Consider the following 21,591-nt stretch of genomic DNA (forward strand, 5'->3'; position numbering starts at 1 on the left):
CCTGGGCTTCGTCGGGCACCGTAGCTTCGTCGGGCACCGTAGCTTCGTCGGGCACCGCAGCTTCGTCGGGCACCGCAGCTTCGTCGGGCACGCACGACTCGTACGACCAGAAGCAGTGCCTCATGATCGGCCCTCGATGAGCAGCGTGCCTCAGGCGCGGGGCGTTGCCGAGCCGCTCGGGGCCAGGAAGGTCACGGTGACCGTGCGCGCGCCGCCGGTGGCGGTCACCGTGGTCCACTCCGGCAGCTGACCGGCGGCCCACTGCCACTGCCGGTCGCCCAGAGTCACCGTGGACACTCCCGATGTGTTCGCGTTGACCACCGCGTGGGAGGCGATCGCCCAGGCCTGTTCGTCCGACGTCCCGGTCGCGGTCAGCGTGGTGCCGTCCGCGCTCACCTTCGCGGTCACCCCGAGCGCGCGGCGCATCGAGGTCGCCAGTCCGGAGGGATCGGCCGCGGACGGCGACTGGTAGCCGCAGGTGACGCCCGCAGGGGTCTGGCCGGAGAGCACACTGGCGATCGTCCGGGCGTTCTGCTCGTGCTTGCGGTAGGCCTCGGGGTGGCCCGACCGCTGCACCGTCTGGGCCACGGTGGTGATGTCGCCGGTCTGCCAGCCGTCGACCTTGACCAGGCCGGTGTAGAACGCGTCGGTGGCGTAGTACGGGTCGAGGATCTGGTCCCGACTGCCCCAGCCCTGCGAGGGACGCTGCTGGAACAGCCCGACCGAGTCCCGATCGCCGTAGTCGAGGTTGCGGATGCCGGACTCCTGGTAGGCCGTGGCCATCGCGATCGACCCTGCTCGGGGAGGCAGCCCCCGCGCGACCGCTCGGCCGACGATGATGCCGGCGTAGTGGGCCTGCTCGGGGTCCAGCACGGTGGTGGCGTCCCCGATGGAGAGCCGACAGCGGGGCTCGAGCGGCGTGGGCTGGATGTACTCGTTCGCCCGCAGCCAGACGATGCCGCCGACCAGCCCGACCAGGACGACGAGCACCATCACCCCGGCCGCGACACCGCAGCCGCAGCCGGTCCGCCGCTCCCGGCCGGTCCGCCGCGCCCGCCCGGCCCGGTGGGACGGGTCGGAATGGCCGGCCGGGCCGGGGGCGTCATCGGTCGCGGGACTGGGCCAGGGCACGGACGTGACGTCGGGGATCGTACGGTCCGGGTCGTAAGGCTGACCGGGGGAGGACATCAGTTCGCGTGCAGTGCCGCGTTCAGCTCGACGGTGCGGCCCTCGCGGGAGCGCACCTGCACGGCGCCGGTGAGTGAGTTGCGGATGAACAGCAGGCCGTCCTGACCGGACAGCTCGGCGGCCTTCGCGGTGCCGCCGTCGGGCAGCTGGACCTTGGTGCCCGCGGTGACGTACAGCCCGGCCTCGACCACGCAGTTGTCACCCAGCGAGATGCCGATGCCGGAGTTCGCGCCGAGCAGGCAGCCCTTGCCGATCGACACGCGTTCCTTGCCGCCGCCGGAAAGGGTGCCCATGATCGAGGCGCCGCCGCCGATGTCGGAGCCGTCGTCGACGACGACGCCCTGGGAGATCCGGCCCTCCACCATGGAGTGGCCCAGCGTGCCGGCGTTGAAGTTGACGAAGCCCTCGTGCATCACCGTGGTGCCCTCGGCCAGGTGGGCTCCCAGCCGGGCCCGGTCGGCATCGGCGAGGCGTACGCCGCGGGGGACGACGTAGTCGATCATCCGCGGGAACTTGTCGACGGAGAAGACCGTGACGTGACCGAGCCGGGCGCGCAGCCGGGCCCGGGTGGCCTCGAAGTCCTCGACCGCGCACGGGCCGGCGGAGGTCCACACGACGTTCGGCAGCACCCCGAAGATGCCGTCGAGGTTGATCGTGTTGGGCCGCACCAGGGTGTGGCTGAGCAGGTGCAGCCGCAGGTAGGCGTCCGCGGTGTCGGCCGGGGCGGCGTCAAGATCGATCACGGTGAGCACCGCCTCGGTGCGGACGCCACGGGCCTCGTCGGTCACGATGCCGGCGGTCACCGACGCCGGCGCACCCGCGCCGTCGGGCTCGCCGAGCGCCGGAGCGGGGTACCAGGTGTCGAGCACCTGACCGGAGGCGTGGACGGTGGCCAGACCCCAACCATGGGCCGTACGTGCGGTGTCACTCATGGCCCCGACTCTACCGAGTCGGGCCCAGCCGACACGCACCGCGAGCACCCCTCGGAGCTGTGCTTCGGCCGTGACCCGAGGACCCGGTCACGGACCCCGGCGCGGCCGGCCGGGTAGGGTGCAGCCATGGCCCTGGACCTGCGCGCGGACGTCATCGACCTGCTCGGCACGATCGTCGACATCGAGTCGGTGAGCGGCCACGAGGGCCCGCTGGCCGACGAGGTCGAGGAGGCCTTGCGTGGCTGCGCCCACCTGGACGTGGTCCGCCTGGGCGACACCGTCATCGCCCGCACCCTGCTGGACCGCCCCGAGCGGGTGATCGTCGCCGGCCACCTGGACACCGTGCCGCTGGCCGACAACCTGCCGTCGCAGCGACGTACGGTCGACGGTGAGGAACGGATGTACGGCCGCGGCACCTGCGACATGAAGGCCGGCGTGGCCGTGGCCCTCTCCCTGGCGGCGGAACTCGAGCGGCCGACGCGCGACGTGACCTGGATCTTCTACGACAACGAGGAGGTCGAGGCCTCCCGTAACGGGCTCAACACCGTCCAGCGGGAACGACCCGACCTGCTGCAGGCCGACTTCGCGGTGCTCGGGGAGCCGTCCGGGGCCCGCGTCGAGGGCGGCTGCCAGGGCACGATGCGCTTCACGGTGACGCTCGCCGGCGTCGCCGCCCACTCGGCCCGTGCCTGGCGCGGTGTCAACGCCATCCACCTGGCCGGCGACGTGCTGGCGCGCCTGGCGGCGTACGTCCCGCGACGGGTCGTCGTCGACGGTCTGGAGTACATCGAGGGGCTCAACGCCGTGCGGATCGCCGGCGGGACGGCCGGCAACGTCATCCCCGACCGCTGCACCGTGGAGATCAACTTCCGCTTCGCGCCGGACCGTACGCCGGAGCAGGCCGAGCGCTTCGTCCGCGACTGGTTCGAGGGGTATGAGATCGAGGTGACCGACCTGGCGCCGGGGGCGCGGCCCGGGCTGGACCTGCCGCTGGTCCGTGACTTCCTCGGTGCGGTCGGCTCGGCGCCGGCGCCGAAGTACGGCTGGACGGACGTCGCCCGGTTCTCCGCGCAGGGCGTGCCGGCGGTGAACTACGGTCCCGGGGACGCCCTCAAGGCCCACCAGGACGACGAGTACGTCGCACTCGGGGCGGTCCGGCAGGTCCGGGCGGCCCTCGCCGCCTGGCTGGGGGAACGGTGACGGTGACCGGACATCGGCGGGCGAACGACGGCGACCTGCAGACGATCGTCCGGCCGGCGGAGAGGGTGATGTCAGGGGGTCGGCGATGATGCCCTGGCTGTTGGTCGGCCTCGCCGTGGTGGTGCTGGTGCTGACCGTCCCGGCCGCTCGCGGCGCCTTCGGCGAGATGCCCGAACCGCCGGTGGTCGACGACCCGCCGACCTCCCCGGCTGCCCCTGACTTGCCCGATGCAGGATAATAGGACCGGTTTGTACGTTCCAACGAGGTGAGGATGCACGATGGCAGCTATGAAGCCCCGGACCGGCGACGGCCCCATGGAAGTCACCAAGGAAGGCCGGGGGATCGTCATGCGGGTCCCGCTCGAGGGGGGCGGCCGGCTGGTGGTCGAGATGAACCCCGCTGAGGCGTCCGAACTCGCTGGAGCACTGGCTGCCGTCGTCGGCTGACCATCGTCGCGGGCGCCCGCCGTACGGCTGCGGCCCCGCCACCGCGCAGGCCCCGGGTCTCGACCCGGGGCCTCGGCATGCCCGCCCGGTCCGCTCCAGCCCCGTTCCGGACGGGCTCACGGCGAACGTCGGAGCTCAGCCTTGGACGGCCCGCAGCTCCGGGTGTGCCGCGTAGTACTCGATCGCCTGCTGGTAGACCTCGACGGTCTGCCGGGCGATCTTCTCCCAGGAGAACACCTCCACCGCCCGACGACGACCGGCCTTGCCCATCGCCTCTGCCCGCGCCGGATCGCGCACCAGGTCGTTGAGTCGGGCCGCGAACTGTGCCTCGAAATCCTTGACGTACGCCGGGTCGCCGGCCTGCGCCGGGTCGTACGGCACCAGCAGGCCGGTCACCCCGTCGTCGACGACCTCCGGGATGCCACCGACGGCACTGGCCACCACGGCGGTCTCCGAGGCCATCGCCTCGAGGTTCACGATGCCCAGCGGCTCGTAGATCGACGGGCAGGCGAACACCGTGGCGTGCGCCAGCACCTGACGTACGCTCGGCCGCGGCAGCATCTCCTTCACCCACGTGACGCCGCCGCCCCGCACCTCCTTCAGGTGGGTGAAGGCCTCGTCGAACTCGGCGGCGATCTCCGGGGTGTCCGGAGCGCCGGCCAGCAGCACCAGCTGGGTGCCGGGATCGAGCTGCTCGGCCGCCCGGACCAGGTGCACCAGGCCCTTCTGCCGGGTGATCCGGCCGACGAAGGCGACGTACGGTCGGGACAGGTCGATGCCCAGGCCCTCGACGACGTCGGTGTGCGGGTCCGGGGTGAACTCCTCGGGGTCGATGCCGTTGAGCACCACGTGGACCTTCTCGGGGTCGAGCTCCGGGTAGGCCGCCAGGATCGACCGACGCATGCCCTTCGACACGGCGATCACTGCCGAGGCGCCGTTGTACGCGGTCCGCTCCGCCCAGGAGGACAGGTTGTAGCCGCCGCCGAGCTGCTCCCGCTTCCACGGGCGGTCCGGTTCCAGCGAGTGGGCCGACACGACGTGGGGGATCTCACGGAAGATGCCGCCCAGGTGACCGGCCAGGTTCGCGTACCAGGTGTGGGAGTGCACCAGGTCGAGCCGATCCGGCAGGGCCGCCACCATGGACAGGTCTGCGCCGAACACCCGCAGGGCGGCGTTCGCCCCGGCGGGGTGGTCCTCCGCGTGCGCGGTGGCCCCCTCGCGGGGCTCGCCCATGCACTGGACGTCGACGTCGATGAACGCACGGAGCTGGGGGACGAGCTGCTGGACGTGCACCCCGGCACCCCCGTAGATGGTCGGCGGGTACTCCCTGGTCAGGACCGAAACACTCAGGCTCATGGAAGGATGCTCGCACACCTGGACGGCCGGTCCGCAGGGGTCCGGACAAGTCCGCCTGCACTCTCGGCAAATCGCTTGTCCGTGGCCTGCTGTGGTCATAGGTTCATGCCATGACGTCCCGCCCCAAGGTCTTGTCCATCGTCCTTGCCGGTGGTGAGGGCAAGCGACTGATGCCCCTCACCCTCGATCGCGCCAAACCGGCCGTCCCCTTCGGGGGCACGTTGCGTCTGATCGACTTCGTCCTGTCGAACCTGGTCAACTCCAACCTGCTCCAGGTCGCGGTCCTGACCCAGTACAAGTCCCACTCGCTCGACCGTCACATCACGCTGACCTGGCGGATGTCCCAGATGCTCGGCCAGTTCATCACTCCGGTGCCCGCCCAGCAGCGGCTCGGTCCGCACTGGTACCAGGGCAGCGCGGACGCCATCTACCAGTCGATGAACCTGATCAGGGACGCGGACCCGGACTATGTCGTGGTGTTCGGGGCGGACAACATCTACCGGATGGACATCCAGAAGATGCTGGAGGCGCACATCGACTCGGGTCTGGGGGCGACCGTGGCCGGCATCCGGGTGCCGCGGGCGGAGGCGAGCGCGTTCGGCATCATCGACGCCGCGCCGGACAAGAAGATCCGCGAGTTCCTGGAGAAGCCGGCCGATCCGCCGGGTCTGCCGGACAGCCCGGACGAGTCGTTCGCCTCGATGGGCAACTACATCTTCACCCGGTCGGCCCTGGTCGCCGCCCTGGAGGCCGACGCCGCCGACGAGAACGCCCGCCACGACATGGGCGGCGACATCATCCCGGCGTTCGTCTCGAAGGGCGAGGCGCAGGTCTACGACTTCACCGAGAACAGTGTGCCGGGGGCGACCGAGGAGGACCTCAACTACTGGCGGGACGTGGGCACCATCGACGCGTTCTTCGACGCGCACATGGATCTCGTCGCGGTGAAGCCCAACTTCAACCTCTACAACGACGACTGGCCGATCTTCAGCTACCAGCGCCAGTTGCCGGGGGCGAAGTTCACCCTGCGCGGCACCGCCGAGGACTCCATCGTGTCGGCCGGCTGCATCATCTCGGGCGGCGACGTCGACTCCTCGGTGCTGTCGCCGAAGGTACGGGTCGACAAGTGGGCCAAGGTCGAACAGTCGATCCTGATGGACAACGCCAGGGTCGGCCGCAATGCGGTGGTCCGTCGCACCATCCTGGACAAGAACGTGGTGGTGGAGAGGGGTGCCGAGGTCGGCATCGACCACGAGGCCGACCGGGCCCGCGGGTTCACCGTCTCCGCCGGAGGGATCACCGTGGTGCCGAAGGACTGCGTGGTCCGGGCGGTCTGACCGTCCGGCGTTGCAGCTGCGGGACATGCGTGGGCCCCATCCGATCCGGGTGGGGCCCACGGCCATGTCGTGCGCACGAAGCGGTGGCGTACGTACGAAGCGGTGGCGTACGTACGAAGCGGTGGCGTGCGTACGAGGCGGTGGCGTACGTGCGAAGCGGCGTACGCCACCGGGTCAGGAGGCGCGGCGGGAAGCCACCAGCAGGCCGTTGCCGACCGGCAGCAGGGCCGGCACCCACGCGTCGTCCATCGAGGAGACGGCGTCGAGGGCCTCGCGGATGACGATGGTCTCGTTGTCCTCGTTCTCCGGGTCGGCCACCAGGTTGTACCAGAGGGCGTTGTTGACGACCAGGACACCGTCGGGCCGCAGCAGCCGCTGGGCCTGCTCGATGTACTCTCCGCAGTCGAGCATGTCGCCGTCGACGAACACCAGGTCGTACGCCGCGTCGGACAGCTTGGGCATCACGGTCAGTGCGTCGCCGCCGATCAGCCGGATCCGGTTGGACGGGATGCCGGCGTCGCGGAACATCCGGCGGGCGACCCGCTGGAGCTCGGAGTCGGAGTCGATGCTGGTCAGCACGCCGTCCGGCGCCATGCCGGCGTACAGCGCCAGCCCGGACACGCCGGCACCCGAGCCGATCTCGACCACCGAGCGGGCCCGTGCGGCACGGGCGAGGAAGGTCAACGTGCTGGCCACGCCCGGGCTCACCGGCACGGTGTCCAGCTGCTCGGCAGCCTCCCGGGCACGAGCGATCTCGGAGCGTTCCCGGTGGAAGCCCTCGGCGTACGCCCAGGTCGCCTCGTCCGGGCCGGACACCGGCGCGCCCGCCGCGGAGCGCGCGTCGTCCGCGGTCGACTCGGCGGGGCCGAGCACCGGCGGGGTGTCGGGGGCGGTGGGGGCGAAGATGTCGTGCATCCGATCGGAGCTCGCGGTCTTCCGTGTGGACCCCGCACCGGCGGCAGGCGTCTTTGCCGCCGAACCCGTGGCGGCAGCCTTCTGGGTGGTCTTGCGAGTGGTCACGCGCCCAGCCTAACCAATGAGGGCCGCAGCGGAAGGGGGACGCGCGCCCGGAGAGGTATCCGGTCGCGGTCCACGGGGCGTCCCGGACGACCCGTCCCGCCGGTCCCACGGCATAGAATCGCGCCATGACCGACCCCACGCACACTGCCACCGAGCCGCCTTTCGGCCGCCTGCTGACCGCCATGGTGACGCCGTTCGACGACAAGGGCGACCTCGACCTGGCCACGGCCCGGGCTCTCGCCGCGCACCTGGTGGACGACCTGCGTCACGACGGTCTGGTCATCAACGGGACCACCGGGGAGGCCCCGACCACCACCGACGAGGAGAAGGCGGCACTCATCGCAGCCGTCGTCGCCGAGGTCGGCGACCGGGCCCGGATCGTCGCCGGAGTCGGCACGAACTCCACCCGGCACACCTGCGAGCTGGCCCGCCAGGCGGCGGCCGCCGGGGCGGACGGCCTGCTGGTCGTCACCCCCTACTACTCCCGCCCCCCGCAGGAGGGCCTGCTGGGCCACTTCCGCACCGTCGCCGACACGACCGACCTGCCGGTGATGGTGTACGACATCCCCAGCCGGGCCGGCATCCCGGTGCAGACCGAGACCCTGGTCGCGCTGGCCGAGCACCCCCGGATCGTCGCGGTCAAGGACGCCAAGGGACAGATCGTCGAGTCGGCGAAGGTCATCGCCGCCACCGGCCTGGCCTACTACGCCGGCGACGACGCCATCACCCTGCCGTTGCTGTCCGTCGGCGGAGTCGGTCTGGTGGGCACCTCGACCCACTTCACCGGCGTGCTCGCTCGGCAGATGATCGATGCCTGGGCAGCCGGTGACGCCGCGACGGCGCTGCAGTTCCACCAGCAGGCCCTGCCGGTCTTCACCGGGGTGTTCGCCGCCCAGGGGTGCAGCATGGTGAAGGCGACGTTGGCCCGCCAGGGACGCCCCGTCGGCGGCCTGCGCGCCCCGCAGATGCTCCCCGACGACGACCTCGTCGAGGCGTACGTCGCTGCCCTCCGCGCCGTCGACCTCTTCTGACCCCGACACGATGACCGCCCCCGACGGCGACAGCGACGCCGCCGCGCCCCGTGGCGGCACCCGGGCCGGGACCCTGGCCCTCGCCGCGGTGACCGCCGTCGTCGTCGCGGTGCCCGCCGGGTACGCCGGCGCCCACCTCGGCGCGGGGGCGGCCGAAGCACCCTCACCGTCCGCCCGGGCGACCCTGTCCGTCCCGGGGAAGGCCTCGACCGTTCCGGGTCCGACCGGATCATCGAGCATCGCGGGCACCGATCCGACGCTCGCCCAGGACACCGCCCCCGGCCCGGCCACCCTCGACGCCGCGGCGCTCGCCCCGGACGCGCTGCACTCCACCGTGGCGATCCGGGCCACCGGCTCCAGCGGTGAGGGCACCGGCTCGGGGATCGTGCTGGCAGGGGGACGGGTGGTGACGAACAATCACGTGATCGCGGTCGCCGCGCGGGGCGGGCGGATCGAGGTCACCGGCGCGGACGGTCGGCACACCACTGCCACGGTGATCGGCACGACCCGGGCGTACGACTTGGCGCTGCTCGCGGTGGACCTCTCCGCCCTCGGCGACGCGGTCACCCCGGCACGTCTCGGCACCGCGACCGGGCTGACCGTCGGCCGGCCGGTGATCGCGGTCGGCGCGCCGTACGGTCTGCAGGGGACCGTCACCGCCGGCATCGTCTCGGCGATCGGGCGTCCGATGCAGGTGGCCGATCCCACCGCCGGGACAGATGCTCCCACCGCCTACATCGATGCCATCCAGACCGATGCACCGATCAACCCGGGCAACTCCGGCGGTCCGCTCCTCGATGCCGGCGGACGGGTGGTCGGCATCAACTCCGCGATCCTCACCGCCGACGGTGCGCCGGCACGCAGCGGGAGCGTCGGCCTCGGCTTCGCGATCCCGGTGGACGAGGCGGTGCCGATCATCACCGCCCTCGCCGCCGACGGCAAGGTGTCCTATCCGGTCCTCGGCGCCGCGGCGGAGGCGACGGCCGACGGTGTCGGCGTACGACTTAGCTCGGTCGACGCCGGCGGGCCGGCGGCCGCCGCCGGCCTGCGGGCCGGGGACGTCGTCACGACGTTCGGCGGGGTCCAGGTGGGCGACGGCACCGCGCTGATCGTCCAGGTCCGTCGGCATCGGCCGGGGGACACTATGGCCGTTGACTACCGGCGGGACGGGTCCGCCGGGCAGGCACTGGTCACCCTCTCAGGCCGGGTCGGATAGGTTAGGGCCGTGTTCGGACTGGGTGCGGGTGAGATCGCGGTCATCGTCGTCCTCGCGGTGATCCTGTGGGGCCCCGACAAGCTTCCCGAGCTCGCCAAGAAGGCGGCTCGGCTGATCCGCTTCTTCCGTCAGGTGGCCAACGACGCCCAGGTCACCGTCCGCAACGAGCTCGGCCCCGGCTTCGAGGACTTCGACATCACCGACCCCAAGGGCTCGGTGCGGCGCTACGTGATGAAGCAGGGCGGGCTGGACGGTGTCCAGGACCTGGTGCAGACGCTGCGCGAGGCGTCGGACGAGCTCGACGAGGCGGCCGCGGACTTCCGTCGCACCATCGACACCGACGGCGACGGCGTGATCAGCCCCGACGAGGCCGAGGCCGCCGGGCTCACCCTGCCGGGTGCCCCGTTCGACTCCGAGGCCACCTAGGCCGTCGACACTCTCAGCGTCGACACACTCGGGCCGGGACAGCCACCGGATCGTCCGCGTCGCGGAAACGCAGAGGCCACCCGGGTCCTGACGACCCGGGTGGCCTCGTGACGATCAGCCGCGGACAGGCGTGACGCCCAGCTGGACGCCGGCCAGCCCGCGCGACTCCTGCGCCAGCTCCCGGGCGACCGTCTCGATCACCGTGGCGGCCGGACCGGCCGTCTCCGACCCGACGACCGGGGTGCCCTCGTCGCCCCCGGCGCGCAGCGCGAGGTCCAGCGGGACGCGGGCCAGCAGCGGCACCTGGTAGCCCAGCCGGGCCGACAGGGTCTGCGTCACCGTCTCGCCACCACCGGTGCCGAAGACGTCGACCTCGTGCACCTCGCCGCAGTGCGGACAGGTGGTCTCCAGGAAGGACATGTTCTCGATCACACCGATCACCCGCTGGTGCAGCATGTCGGCCATCGTGCCGGCCCGTTCGGCGACCTCTGCGGCCGCGGCCTGCGGGGTGGTCACGACGATCACCTCGGCGTTCGGCAGCTTGGCGCCCAGCGACATGGCGACGTCGCCGGTGCCCGGCGGCAGGTCGACGACGAGGAAGTCGAGGTCGCCCCAGTACACGTCGGCGAGCATCTGTTGCAGTGCCCGGTCGAGGATCGGGCCGCGCCAGGCGATCACCTGGTCACGGCTCTGCTTGAGCATGCCGATCGACATCACCGCCAGGTCGCCGTACGGCACCGGCATGATGTACTCCCCGACCATCGTCGGCTGGGAGTCGGCCAGGCCGAGCATCGGCGGGATGGAGTGGCCGTAGATGTCGGCGTCGAGGATGGCGACCTTCTTGCCCGCCCGGGACAGGCCGAGGGCGAGATTCGCGGTCACCGAGGACTTGCCGACGCCGCCCTTGCCCGAGGAGATCAGCAGCACCCGGGTGAGGCTGCCGGGCTTGGCGAACGGGATCTCGTGCTGCTGCACCCCGCCGCGGAGCTGGACGTTGAGCTCCTTGCGCTGCTCGTCGGTCATCACCCCCAGGTCGACCTTCGCCCCGCCGACCCCCGGGATGCCGCCGACGGCCCGCTGGACGTCGGCGCTGATGGTGGTGTGCAGGGGGCAGAACTGGACGGTCAGCAGCACGTGGACGGTGACCACGTCGTCGGCGTCGATCTCGATCCGGGGGATCATGCCCAGCTCCATCAGCGGGCGTTTGATCTCCGGGTCCATCACACGTGACAGCGCGGCCCGGACGGCCGGCATCAGGGGGTGGTCCGGAGGGGTGGTCACGACATCAGACATGGTCCACAGGCTAACCGGTGGGTGCAACGGGCCTCAGGGCCGGTCGGATGGCGTACGCTCCTCGACCGTCCGCCGCTCCTCGTCCAGCTCGGCGAGCAGCTCGCGCAGCTCGTTGCGCAGCTCGGTGCGGACGTAGTCGCGGGTCGCCAGATCGTTCACCGAGGAACGCAGGGCGGCGATCTCCCGGGCCAGGAAGTCGGTGTCGGCCCGGCTCTGCGCGGCCTGCTTGCGGTCCTCCGCGAGGCGTACGTGGTCCCGGTCGGTCTGCCGGTTCTCCGCCAGCAGGATCAACGGGGCCGAGTAGGACGCCTGGGTGGAGAAGAACAGGTTCAGCAGGATGAACGGGTAGGGGTCCCACTTCAGGCCGAAGATGCCGACCACGTTGAGGGTGCACCAGATGATCACGAAGATCGTCATCCACGCCAGGAAGGCGGGCGTGCCCATCCACCGGGCGAACGTCTCGGCGAACCGGCCGAAGGCGTCGCTGTCCTCCGAGGCGGTGCGCCGCCAGCGCGAGCGGCCGGGCGTGTTCAGCCGATCATCGGCCATCGGTGGTCCCCTTTCCGGCGGACCGGGAGCGGCGCAGCTCGAGGTCGCGGGCCACTCGGTCGGCGGCCCAGTGTGCCTCGCTCGGGGCGAGGCCGTCCATCTGGTCGCCGCGCCAGTCGTCCGGCAGCATCGCGTCGAGCACGTCGTCGACGGTCACCGCACCGAGCAACTGGCGGTCCTCGTTGACGACCGGCGCGCAGACCAGGTTGTAGGTGGCGAAGTAGCGGCTCACCGTCGAGATGTGCGCGCCCGGTTTCAGTGGTTCGAGGTCGCTGTCGACCAGCCCGGACACGTAGAGCGACGGGGGCTCGCGGAGCAGTCGCTGGATGTGGACGGCGCCGAGGAACCGGCCGGTGGGCGCCTCGAGCGGGGACCGGCAGACGTAGACCATCGCGGCCAGGGCGGGGGTGATGTCCTCGGCCCGGACCCGGGCCAGCGCGGTGGCGACGGTGTCGTCGTGGGCGAGGATGATCGGCTCGGGCGTCATCAGACCGCCGGCGGTGAACTCGTCGTACCTCATCAGCCGGCGGACGTCCTGGGCCTCCTCGGGCTCCATCCGGTCGAGCAGCTGTTCGGCCACCTCCGGGGTGAGCTCGGCGACCAGGTCGGCGGCGTCGTCGGGGTTCATCTCCTCGAGGATGTCCGCCGCGCGCTCCACCTCCAGAGCCTGGATCAGCTCGACCTGGACGTCCTCCGGCAGCTCCTCGAGGGCGTCGGCCAGCGACTCGTCGTCCAGGGCGGCGGCGATCTCCTCGCGGCGCTCCGGGGTCATGTCGTGCAACTCCCGGGCGACGTCGGCCGGTTTCATGTCCTCCATCCGGGCGAGCACCTCCCGGGTGGACCGGCCGGCCCCGACGACGAACACGTCGACGTCGCTCCAGTCGACGATGGTGTCGTACGTACGGCGGGCGAACGGCCCGCTCGAGGAGCGCAGCGCCACCTCGTCGATCTCCCAGTCGTGGGACCGGGCCTGGCGGATCGACACGTCGTACACCCAGGACGGCTTGTCCGCCCCGCGGCGGCGCACCGGCGAGTCGAGCAGGTCCTGCTGGATGAGGATCTCCGAGTCGCGCCGTTCGAAGCGCCGGGTGTTGAGCACCCCCGAGATGGTCACCTGCAGCGCCGAGATCGTCCGGACCCGCACCATCGGCACGAACACCCGGTGCTGGGCGAAGAGCTCGACGACCAGGCCCTTCGCGCGCGGCGCCCGCCCGGCGGATCTGACCTGGACGACGACATCGCGGACGATCCCCAGCTTGTCGCCGGCGGTGTCCAGGACAGGCAATCGGCGCAGCCGGGAGACGAAGATCGAGGTGCTGCTGGCGCTCACGTGGGGGAGAGTACCGTGCTCCACCGCCCGGGGCCTAGGGTTGGGGTGTGACGACCGCAGACAGCCCCGCCATCCGCCGCACCGTTCTCGCGGTGCCGGGGTCCAGTGACCGCTTCCTCACCAAGGCTCTCGGGATGGGGGTCGATGCGGTCTTCCTCGATCTGGAGGACGCGGTGGCGCCGGCGGCGAAGGCCGAGGCCCGCAGCCGCGTCGTCGAGTACCTGCACCGCGAGTGGACCGCCCCGACCGTCACGGTCCGGGTGAACGACTGGACCACCGAGTGGACGTACGCCGACGTGATCCAGGTCGTCCGGGACGCCGGGTCCCGGATCGACGCCCTGGTGCTGCCGAAGGTCCAGGGGCCCGACCACATCCGTGCCCTCGATCTGCTGCTGACCCAGGTGGAGCGGACCCACCACCTGCCGGTCGGCCGGATCGGCATCGAGGCGCAGATCGAGGACGCCCGCGGCCTGCTCAACGCCGACGCGATCGCCGGCGCCTCGCCGCGGATGCGGTCCCTCGTCTACGGGCCGGGCGACTTCGCCGCCTCGATGGGCATGCCGAGCCTCAACGTCGGCGCCCAGCCGGCCGGCTACGAGCTCGCCGACGCCTACCACCATGTGCTGATGTCGATCCTGGTCGCCGCGCGCGCCCACGGCATCGCCGCCATCGACGGGCCGTACGTCGCGATCCGTGACGTGGAGGGCTTCACCGCAGCCGCCCGCCGGTCCGCGGCGCTGGGCTACGACGGCAAGTGGGTGCTGCACCCGGCCCAGGTGGAGGCGGGCAACGAGGTGTTCTCGCCGGACCAGGCGGCGTACGACCGGGCCGAGCGGATCATGGCCAGCTACGCCGAGGCGACGTCCGCGGCCGGCGGGGCGGTGGGTGCGATCGTGGTGGATGATGAGATGGTCGACGAGGCGGGCATGAAGCTCGCCGCGGTCGTGGCGGCGCGGGGTCGTGCCGCGGGTCTGACCGCTTCCCCGGTCGAGGAGGTCTGAGATGTCGTTGCCCCCTCCGCCCGGTGGGCTCAGGTCACCCTTCGAGCTCGAGTTCCCCCAGCTGCTGGGGACGTACGCCACCTACGAGGAGGCGCAGCGGGCCGTCGACTACCTGTCAGACCACCACTTCCCGGTGCAGAACCTGTCGATCGTGGGCACCGACCTGCGGTCGGTCGAGCGGGTCACCGGCCGGCGGGACTGGGTCACGGTGGTCAACCGCGGCCTGGCCAACGGGCTGTCGATCGGCCTGCTGTTCGGCATCATGGCGATGATCTTCTACCCCCCGCAGTCGAACCCGTACTTGCTGGCGGCCATCGGGGTGGGCGTGGGCGTGGTGATCAGCGTGGTGTTCGCGCTGATCGGCTACGCGTTCACCCGCGGCAAGCGGGACTTCACCTCGATCACCCAGACGTTCGCCACCCGCTACGAGGTGCTCTGCGAGCACAAGGTGGTGACCAAGGCCCGCGAGCTGTTGGCGCAGATGCCGGGAGGGCGACGCCTCGGGCCGCAGTGACCGGAGCGGGCCCAGCCGGCGCGGGGAGAATGACCCCATGGATGCGCTTCGTCCGTTGGAGCTGTCGACCTGGTCGCGTCGGGAGTACTTCGAGCACTATCGACACCGAGTCCCCTGCACGTACGCCCTGACGGTCGACCTGGACGTCACCAGCATGGTGACGGCGCTGCGTGCGACGCGCCGGAAGACCTACATCGCACAGGTCTGGGCGCTCGCTTGGGTCGTGAACCAGCATGACGAGTTCCGGATGGGGCTGACGGAGCAGGGCGCCCCGGGCGTGTGGGACACCGTCCATCCGGCCTTCACCGTGTTCAATCCGGACCGTGAGTCGTTCGCCAGCGTGTGGACGCCGTTCGACGCAGACTTCGCCGCCTTCCATGAGCGTGCTGCCCAGGTGCTGGCGACTTACCGTACGGCGACGTCGCTGTTCCCCCAGGAGGACGTCCCGCCCAACGTCTTCGACATTTCGAGCCTGCCGTGGATCTCGTTCACCGGGTTCTCGCTCCACATCAAGAACGTCTGGGACCACTTCCTTCCGATCTTCACGCTCGGCAAGTACACCACGCACGGCGATCGGACTCTGCTGCCGCTGTCCGTCCAGGTCAACCACGCCGCGGCAGACGGATTCCACACCGCCCGACTCGTCCAAGAACTCCAGACACTGCTCAGCCGGCCGAGCTGGATCACCTGACATCGGGTGCGGGGTGCGGTGCCAGGCGGGAGGCGTTGCGGATGGTCCCCATCTTGACTGAATCGAACACTCGTTCGATCATGGAGGGGTGTCCTCCCGTGCCGCGACCGCAGCCTCGCCGTCCCCGGAGCTGATCCGTCAGCTGCGGGCGCGGACGGACGCCGCCGTCGACCGGGCCCCGCAGCGGGTGTTCGCCGTGCCCTCAGGGCTCAGTGGGCTGCTGCCCGACGCGGGACTGCGGTCGGGCTCGGCCTACACCCTGGACACCGCCGGCGCCCTGTTGTTCGCCCTGCTGGCCGAGCCGTCCCGGGCCGGTGCCTGGTGCGGGCTGGTGGGCCTGCCGGAGGTGGGGGCGGAGGCGGCCGCCCAGGCCGGTGTGGTGCTGGACCGGCTCGCCCTGGTGCCCCGGCCGGGGGACCGATGGCTGGCAGTGGTCGCCGCGCTGGCCGAGGTGATGGGCGTGATCGCCGTACGTCCCGGCGGCGCGGTGCGTCCGGCGGACGCCGCCCGGCTGGCGGCACGTCTGTGGGACCGGGAGGCGACGCTGCTGGTGGTCGGGGAGTGGCCGCGGGCCGAAGCGTCGCTGCGGGTGGAGGCACCGCACTGGTCCGGCGTGGGTGCCGGTCACGGCTACCTGACCGGGCGGGAGGTGAGCCTGACCGTCACCTCCCGGCGGGTCCCCCGGCCGCGGAGCGTACGGCTGCTGCTGCCCGGCCCCGACGGCCGACTGGACACGGTGGTGCCGCCGGCCACCGCAGTCGGGCGGCTGAAGGCGGTGGGGTGATGGCCGTGACGCGTTCGGGGCAGCCAGCGGCTGGACCTTCGGGGCGGCTGGTGACCGGGGTCCCCCCGGTGCGTTGTGGTGTGCTGTGGTTCCCCGAATGGCCGGTGACTGCGTGGGCCCAGGCCGAGGGCGGCGGTGTCAAGGGCGGCGGTGTCAAGGGCGGCGGTGTCAAGGGAGGTGGGGTCAAGGGAGGTGGGGTCAAGGGAGGTGGGGTCGAGCGAAACGGTGCCGACGCCCCGGTCGCCGTGGTGGAGGCCAACCGGGTGGTCTCCTGCTCCGCGGCCGCCCAGGCCGAGGGCGTCCGCCGGGGCCAGCGGCGTCGGGAGGCCCAGGCCTGCTGCCCGACGCTGCGGGTGGTGGCGGCCGACGTCGACCGGGACCATCGGCTGTTCGCGCCGCTGCTGGACCTGCTGGAACAGGTCAGTCCCGGCGTCCAGGTGATCCGTCCGGGGCTGGTGACGCTGCGGATGCGTGGCCCGGCCCGGTACTACGGCGGTGAGCAGCCGGCGGCGGCCGCCCTGTTGGCTGCGATGGACGGCGCCGGGGTGACCGGGGTGCGGGCCGGTGTCGCCGACGGGATGTTCACCGCCGAGCAGGCCGCTTACGAGTCGGCCCCGCGCGGCCCCGCGGCCGAGCCGACCCGGGGCGGCGCGGGCGAGCCCGGGCCGATCTGCATCGTGCCCCCGGGGGCGGCGGCCGAGTTCCTGGCGCCGCTGCCGGTGAACCGGCTCGGCGACGCCGAACTGGCCGAGTTGCTGCCGAAGCTCGGCATCCGGCGACTGGGAGAGTTCGCCGCCCTGGAGGTCCGGACGGTGCGGGATCGCTTCGGCGAGCGGGGCGTACGGCTGCACGCCCTCGCCGGTGGCGGGGACTCCCGCATCGTGCAGCCCCGCACCCCGCCGCCGGTGCTGACTCGTACGGTCGAGTTCTCCCCTCCGTTAGAACTGGTCGACCAGGTCGCCTTCGCCGTCCGGGCGGGCGCCGAGGACTTCGTCGCCGGACTGGCGGAGCACCAGCTGGTGTGCACCGAGCTGAGGGTGGAACTGACGGCCGAGGAAGGCGAGCGGGCCGAGCGGGTGTGGGTGCATCCCGCGGCGTTCGACCCGGCGGCCGTGGTCGACCGAGTGCGCTGGCAGCTGCAGGCCGCCGCAGGGAGCCGGATCACCAGCCGGGTGATGCGGGTCCGGCTCGAACCGGTCGCGGTGGACGACAGCGCCCACCACGCACCGGGGCTGTTCGGCACCGGTCCGGACGAACGGGTGCACCACGCGCTGTCCCGGGTGCAGGCGATGCTGGGGGCGGACGGCGTGGTCACCGCGGTGATCGGTGGTGGTCGGCGGCTGGCCGAGCGCCAGGTGTCCGTCCCGTGGGGGGACCGCGCGATGCTGCCCCTGCCGGCGGATCGGCCCTGGCCGGGGCATCTGCCGGCCCCGCTGCCGGCGACCGTGTTCGAGGAACTGCCGGGCGTGATCGTCCTCGCCGCCGACGGCTCCGGGGTCGGGGTGGACGGACGTGGTGCCGTCTCGGCTCCGCCCGCCGTGCTGGTCGAGGGCGGTCGGCGGCGGCCGATCGTCGCCTGGGCCGGCCCGTGGCCGCTGGACGAGCACAGCTGGGACCCCGTCCGTCGGCACCGGGCCCACCGGTTCCAGGTGGTCGACGACGCCCAGATCGCCTGGCTGCTGGTGTGCGACGACGACGGCGGCTGGTGGGCCGAGGGGAGGTACGACTGATGGGCTTCCACAACCCGCCGATGCCCTGGGCCGACCTCGAACGTACGCTCAGCGACCGCCCGTTCCCGCCGACCGGGATCGACGTCCCCTACTCCCGCAAACGCGGCCGCTACCGCCCGCCGCCGGTCGACCGGCCGACGGACCCGGTGCCGTACGCGGAACTCCACGCGCATTCGTCCTTCTCCTTCCTCGACGGCGCCTCCGCACCGGCCGATCTGGTCGTCGAGGCCGAACGGCTCGGGCTGTCCGCGCTGGCCCTCACCGACCACGACGGGCTCTACGGGATCACCCGGTTCGCCGAGGCCGCCGAACCCACCAAGGTGAGGACCGTCTTCGGCGCCGAGCTGTCCCTGGAACTGACCGCGCCCCAGAACGGTCGGCCCGATCCGGAGGGCAGCCACCTGTTGGTGCTGGCCGCCGGCGAGGAGGGCTACCACCGGCTGGCCCGGGCGATCACCCATGCCCAGCTCACCGGCGCCGAGAAGGGACGACCGGTCTACGACCCGACGGAGCTCGCGGACGCCGCCGACGGGCACTGGACGGTGCTGACCGGCTGCCGCAAGGGAGCGGTCCGCCAAGGACTGCGTACCGGTGGGGCCGTGGCGGCCGGACGAGAACTGGACGCCCTGGTCGACCTCTTCGGCCGTGAGCGGGTGTACGTGGAGCTGACCGACCACGGCCACCCGCTGGACTCGACCGACAACGACGCGCTGGCCGCGCTCGCCGCCGACCGTGGGCTGCCCACCCTGGCGACCGGGAACGTGCACTACGCCACCCCCGCGCAGCACCGGCTCGCGCAGACCGTCGCGGCGATCCGGGCGAACCGGAGCCTGGACGACCTGGACGGCTGGCTGCCGGCCGCCGGGACGGCCTTCCTGCGCTCGGGGGCGGAGATGAACCGGCTGTTCGCCCGCTACCCGGGGGCGGTGGAGCGCACCGTGGAGCTCGCCGACGAGCTGGCGTTCCCGCTGCGACGGGCCAAGCCGGCGTTGCCGAGGCAGGAGGTGCCGGAGGGCCACACCCAGATGTCGTGGCTGCGGGAACTGGTCCACCGGGCGATCCCGGAGCGTTATCCACGGCTGGACGATGCCGGCCGGGCGCGGATCGAGCGGGAACTGGCGGTGATCGAAGCGAAGGACTTCCCCGGCTACTTCCTGATCGTGCACGACATCGTCGCCGAGGCCCACCGCCGGGGCATCCTGTGCCAGGGCCGGGGATCGGCCGCCAACTCCGCGGTCTGCTACCTGCTGGGCATCACCGCGGTGGACTCCATCAGGTACGACCTGCCCTTCGAACGCTTCCTGTCGGCACTGCGGGACGAGGAACCCGACATCGACGTGGACTTCGACTCCGACCGTCGCGAGGAGATCATCCAGTGGGTGTTCGACCGCTACGGGCGCGAGCGCGCCGCCCAGGTCTGCAACGTCATCCAGTACCGGCCGAAGAACGCGATCCGGGACGTCGCCAAGGCTCTCGGCTACTCGCCCGGCCAGCAGGACGCCTTCGCCCGCCAGGCCGACCATTGGTCGCTGCCCGGACAACCGGGACAACAGGGGTCCCCGGGACAACAGGGACGGTCGGCGTCCCCCGGACAGCCAGGACGGTCGAGGGGCTCGGACGCGTCCGCCGAGCAGTCGTCCGGCGTCCCGCAGAGCGTGCTCGACCTGGCCGACCAGCTGCTGAAGGCCCCCCGGCACCTGGGCATCCACTCCGCCGGAATGGTGCTCACCGAGCGCCCGGTGGGGGAAGTGGTGCCGATCGAGCACGCCCGGATGCCCGGTCGGACGGTGATCCAGTGGGACAAGGACGACGCCGCATGGATGGGGCTGGTGAAGTTCGACCTGCTCGGCCTGGGCATGCTCGCCGCCTTGCAGCACTCCTTCACACTCATCCGCGACGGCACCGGTGAGGACTGGGGGCTGGCGAGCATCCCCAAGGAGGAGCAGGAGGTCTACGACATGCTCTGCCGGGCCGACGCCATCGGGGTGTTCCAGGTGGAGTCCCGTGCCCAGATGGGGCTGCTGCCCCGGCTACGACCCCGCCGGTTCTACGACCTGGTGATCGAGATCGCCCTGATCCGGCCCGGGCCGATCCAGGGTGGGGCGGTGCACCCGTTCGTCCGCCGCAAGCTCGGCCAGGAGCCGGTCACGTACGCCCATCCGAAGCTCGAGCCGGTGCTGAAGCGCACCCTCGGCGTGCCGATCTTCCAGGAGCAGCTGATGCAGATGGCGATGGCGGTCGGGGAGTGTAGCGGTGAGGACGCCGACCTGCTGCGCCGGGCGATGGGCTCCAAGCGGGGGATCGAGCGGATCGACTCCCTGAAGAAGAAGCTCTACGACGGGATGGCCGGCAACGGCTTGGTCGGTCCGGCCGCCGATCATCTCTACGCCCAGATCCAGGCGTTCGCGAACTTCGGCTTCGCCGAGTCGCACTCGTTGAGCTTCGCGCTGTTGGTGTACGCCAGCTCCTGGCTCAAACTGCACTACCCGGCCGCCTTCCTGGCCGGGCTGCTGCGGGCCCAGCCGATGGGGTTCTACTCGCCGGCCACGCTGACCGCCGACGCCCGCCGCCACGGGGTGGAGGTTCGGCGGCCCGATCTGCGGTGCTCGGGGGTGGACGCCGGGCTGGAGCCGCTGGATCCGGGCCCGCTCGACCCGGCCCCGCTCGATCCGGGCCCGCTCGACCCGGGCCCACTCGATCCGGGCCCACCCCAGGGTCGTCGTGCCCCCACCGGCCTCGACTCCTGCCTCGACCCCGAGCAACCACCGGTGGGGGAGTACGACCCGGCCGCCCCCGACACCGGTGCGGAGCACCGCCGGGACGGCAACCTCGCCGTACGCCTCGGCCTGGCGGGGGTCCGCGGGATCGGCCGGACGGTGGCCGGTCGCATCGTCGCCGCCCGCGACGCCGACGGGCCGTACGCTTCCCTGGAAGACCTCACCCGCCGGGCCGGCCTGACCGAGGAACAGCTGTCCGCGCTGGCCACCGCCGGGGCCTTCGACGGTCTCGGCCTGACCCGTCGGCAGGCGCTGTGGCGGGCCGGCACCGCCGCGCTGGACCAGGCCGGGACACTGCCGGGCCTGGTCACACCGCTGCAGCCACCGCTGTTCGGGCCCCCGACCGGCCTCGAGACGCTCGCCGACGACCTGTGGGCGACCGGGATCTCGACCACCGACCACCTGCTCGCCCATCTGCGGGCGCGTCTCGACGAGCAGGGCGTACTGACCTCGGCCGCGGCGCGGGCCGCCGAGGCCGGTCGACGGGTGCGGGTCGCGGGGTTGGTCACCCACCGGCAACGGCCGTCCAGCGCCTCGGGAATCACCTTCGTCAACCTCGAGGACGAGCACGGCATGGTCAACGTCATCTGCTCGGCCGGGGTCTGGACCCGCTACCGCCGGCTGATCCGTGAGGCCCGGGGACTGATCGTCCGCGGCATCCTCGAACGGTCGGCCGAAGGTGTCACCAACCTGGTCGCCGACCATGTCGAGCCGCTGCCGGTCACCGTCCGCCACACCTCGCGCGACTTCCACTGACGGCGCCGGGCGGA

Annotated in this window: 20 protein-coding genes; 13 read left to right on the forward strand and 7 right to left on the reverse strand. The window is 72.0% G+C overall.

Going from position 1 to position 21,591, the window contains the following annotated elements:
* Positions 1-150: 150 nt before the first annotated feature.
* Together R0146_RS09680 and dapD are read right to left on the reverse strand one after the other, a co-directional pair.
* Entirely contained in the window at positions 151-1,188 is a 1,038-nt protein-coding gene (locus tag R0146_RS09680; protein WP_317689115.1) for a hypothetical protein, read from the reverse strand.
* The gene (gene dapD, locus R0146_RS09685) at positions 1,188-2,120 is read right to left on the reverse strand and encodes a 2,3,4,5-tetrahydropyridine-2,6-dicarboxylate N-succinyltransferase (RefSeq protein ID WP_317689117.1); all 933 of its coding nucleotides are present in this window, start codon (positions 2,118-2,120) and stop codon (positions 1,188-1,190) included. The genes R0146_RS09680 and dapD overlap by 1 nt, the downstream gene beginning before the upstream one ends.
* A gap of 126 nt (positions 2,121-2,246) precedes the next feature.
* Here dapD and dapE point away from each other — a divergent pair, with 126 nt between their 5' ends.
* The 3 genes from dapE to R0146_RS09700 all read left to right on the forward strand — a co-directional run bounded on the left by dapE (position 2,247) and on the right by R0146_RS09700 (position 3,766).
* Complete coding sequence (gene dapE / locus R0146_RS09690) at positions 2,247-3,320, forward strand: succinyl-diaminopimelate desuccinylase (RefSeq protein ID WP_317689121.1); 1,074 nt, start codon at positions 2,247-2,249, stop codon at positions 3,318-3,320.
* Between the two features lie 85 nt (positions 3,321-3,405).
* Positions 3,406-3,558 carry a hypothetical protein gene (locus tag R0146_RS09695; protein ID WP_317689123.1) on the forward strand — a complete coding sequence of 51 codons (153 nt, stop codon included), beginning with the start codon at positions 3,406-3,408 and terminating at the stop codon, positions 3,556-3,558.
* 40 nt (positions 3,559-3,598) lie between these two features.
* Entirely contained in the window at positions 3,599-3,766 is a 168-nt protein-coding gene (locus R0146_RS09700) for a DUF3117 domain-containing protein (RefSeq protein ID WP_317689125.1), read from the forward strand.
* A 135-nt stretch (positions 3,767-3,901) separates the two neighbouring features.
* Here R0146_RS09700 and glgA read toward each other — a convergent pair whose 3' ends face one another.
* The gene (gene glgA / locus R0146_RS09705) at positions 3,902-5,116 is read right to left on the reverse strand and encodes a glycogen synthase (protein WP_317692365.1); all 1,215 of its coding nucleotides are present in this window, start codon (positions 5,114-5,116) and stop codon (positions 3,902-3,904) included.
* Positions 5,117-5,232: 116 nt separating this feature from the next.
* On the opposite strand from glgA, the gene glgC reads away from it, so the two are divergent.
* Positions 5,233-6,459 (forward strand): glucose-1-phosphate adenylyltransferase, encoded by a 1,227-nt coding sequence (gene glgC / locus R0146_RS09710; RefSeq protein ID WP_317689128.1) that lies wholly within the window; start codon positions 5,233-5,235, stop codon positions 6,457-6,459.
* Positions 6,460-6,633: 174 nt separating this feature from the next.
* On the opposite strand, the gene R0146_RS09715 is transcribed toward glgC, so the two are convergent.
* Positions 6,634-7,479 (reverse strand): O-methyltransferase, encoded by an 846-nt coding sequence (locus R0146_RS09715; RefSeq protein ID WP_317689131.1) that lies wholly within the window; start codon positions 7,477-7,479, stop codon positions 6,634-6,636.
* Between the two features lie 125 nt (positions 7,480-7,604).
* On the opposite strand from R0146_RS09715, the gene dapA reads away from it, so the two are divergent.
* From dapA to R0146_RS09730, 3 genes are read left to right on the forward strand one after another with little or no spacing between them, the layout of a single operon-like run.
* Complete coding sequence (gene dapA, locus R0146_RS09720; protein ID WP_317689134.1) at positions 7,605-8,510, forward strand: 4-hydroxy-tetrahydrodipicolinate synthase; 906 nt, start codon at positions 7,605-7,607, stop codon at positions 8,508-8,510.
* Between the two features lie 10 nt (positions 8,511-8,520).
* Positions 8,521-9,726, forward strand: a complete 1,206-nt coding sequence (locus tag R0146_RS09725) for a S1C family serine protease (RefSeq protein WP_317689136.1) — start codon at positions 8,521-8,523, stop codon at positions 9,724-9,726.
* Between the two features lie 9 nt (positions 9,727-9,735).
* Positions 9,736-10,152, forward strand: a complete 417-nt coding sequence (locus R0146_RS09730) for a Sec-independent protein translocase subunit TatB (RefSeq protein ID WP_317689138.1) — start codon at positions 9,736-9,738, stop codon at positions 10,150-10,152.
* A 114-nt stretch (positions 10,153-10,266) separates the two neighbouring features.
* On the opposite strand, the gene R0146_RS09735 is transcribed toward R0146_RS09730, so the two are convergent.
* Genes R0146_RS09735 through R0146_RS09745 form a run of 3 tightly spaced genes read right to left on the reverse strand, consistent with a single transcriptional unit; the run spans position 10,267 to position 13,324 of the window.
* Positions 10,267-11,445 (reverse strand): Mrp/NBP35 family ATP-binding protein, encoded by a 1,179-nt coding sequence (locus tag R0146_RS09735; RefSeq protein ID WP_317689140.1) that lies wholly within the window; start codon positions 11,443-11,445, stop codon positions 10,267-10,269.
* Positions 11,446-11,478: 33 nt separating this feature from the next.
* Entirely contained in the window at positions 11,479-11,994 is a 516-nt protein-coding gene (locus R0146_RS09740; RefSeq protein ID WP_317689142.1) for a DUF1003 domain-containing protein, read from the reverse strand.
* Positions 11,984-13,324, reverse strand: a complete 1,341-nt coding sequence (locus tag R0146_RS09745; RefSeq protein ID WP_411567135.1) for a magnesium transporter MgtE N-terminal domain-containing protein — start codon at positions 13,322-13,324, stop codon at positions 11,984-11,986. Before R0146_RS09745 ends, R0146_RS09740 begins: the two co-directional genes overlap by 11 nt.
* A gap of 47 nt (positions 13,325-13,371) precedes the next feature.
* Between R0146_RS09745 and R0146_RS09750 the strand changes: the two genes are divergently transcribed.
* The 6 genes from R0146_RS09750 (at position 13,372) to R0146_RS09775 (ending at position 21,577) form a co-directional block, all read left to right on the forward strand.
* Positions 13,372-14,325, forward strand: coding sequence for an HpcH/HpaI aldolase/citrate lyase family protein (locus tag R0146_RS09750; RefSeq protein WP_317689144.1), 954 nt, complete (start codon positions 13,372-13,374; stop codon positions 14,323-14,325).
* A 1-nt stretch (position 14,326) separates the two neighbouring features.
* Positions 14,327-14,839, forward strand: a complete 513-nt coding sequence (locus R0146_RS09755) for a YflT domain-containing protein (RefSeq protein ID WP_317689146.1) — start codon at positions 14,327-14,329, stop codon at positions 14,837-14,839.
* A 37-nt stretch (positions 14,840-14,876) separates the two neighbouring features.
* A complete protein-coding gene (gene catA / locus R0146_RS09760) occupies positions 14,877-15,530 on the forward strand; it encodes a type A chloramphenicol O-acetyltransferase (RefSeq protein ID WP_317689148.1) in 654 nt (217 codons plus the stop codon).
* Between the two features lie 88 nt (positions 15,531-15,618).
* Entirely contained in the window at positions 15,619-16,314 is a 696-nt protein-coding gene (locus R0146_RS09765) for a DnaE2-dependent mutagenesis accessory factor ImuA' (RefSeq protein ID WP_317689149.1), read from the forward strand.
* Between the two features lie 50 nt (positions 16,315-16,364).
* Positions 16,365-18,044 (forward strand): DNA polymerase Y family protein, encoded by a 1,680-nt coding sequence (locus R0146_RS09770; protein WP_317689151.1) that lies wholly within the window; start codon positions 16,365-16,367, stop codon positions 18,042-18,044.
* Entirely contained in the window at positions 18,044-21,577 is a 3,534-nt protein-coding gene (locus R0146_RS09775; protein ID WP_317689153.1) for an error-prone DNA polymerase, read from the forward strand. Before R0146_RS09770 ends, R0146_RS09775 begins: the two co-directional genes overlap by 1 nt.
* The last annotated feature ends 14 nt before the right edge of the window (positions 21,578-21,591 follow it).

The sequence above is a fragment of the Raineyella sp. LH-20 genome (genome assembly GCF_033110965.1).
Classification (GTDB): domain Bacteria; phylum Actinomycetota; class Actinomycetes; order Propionibacteriales; family Propionibacteriaceae; genus Raineyella.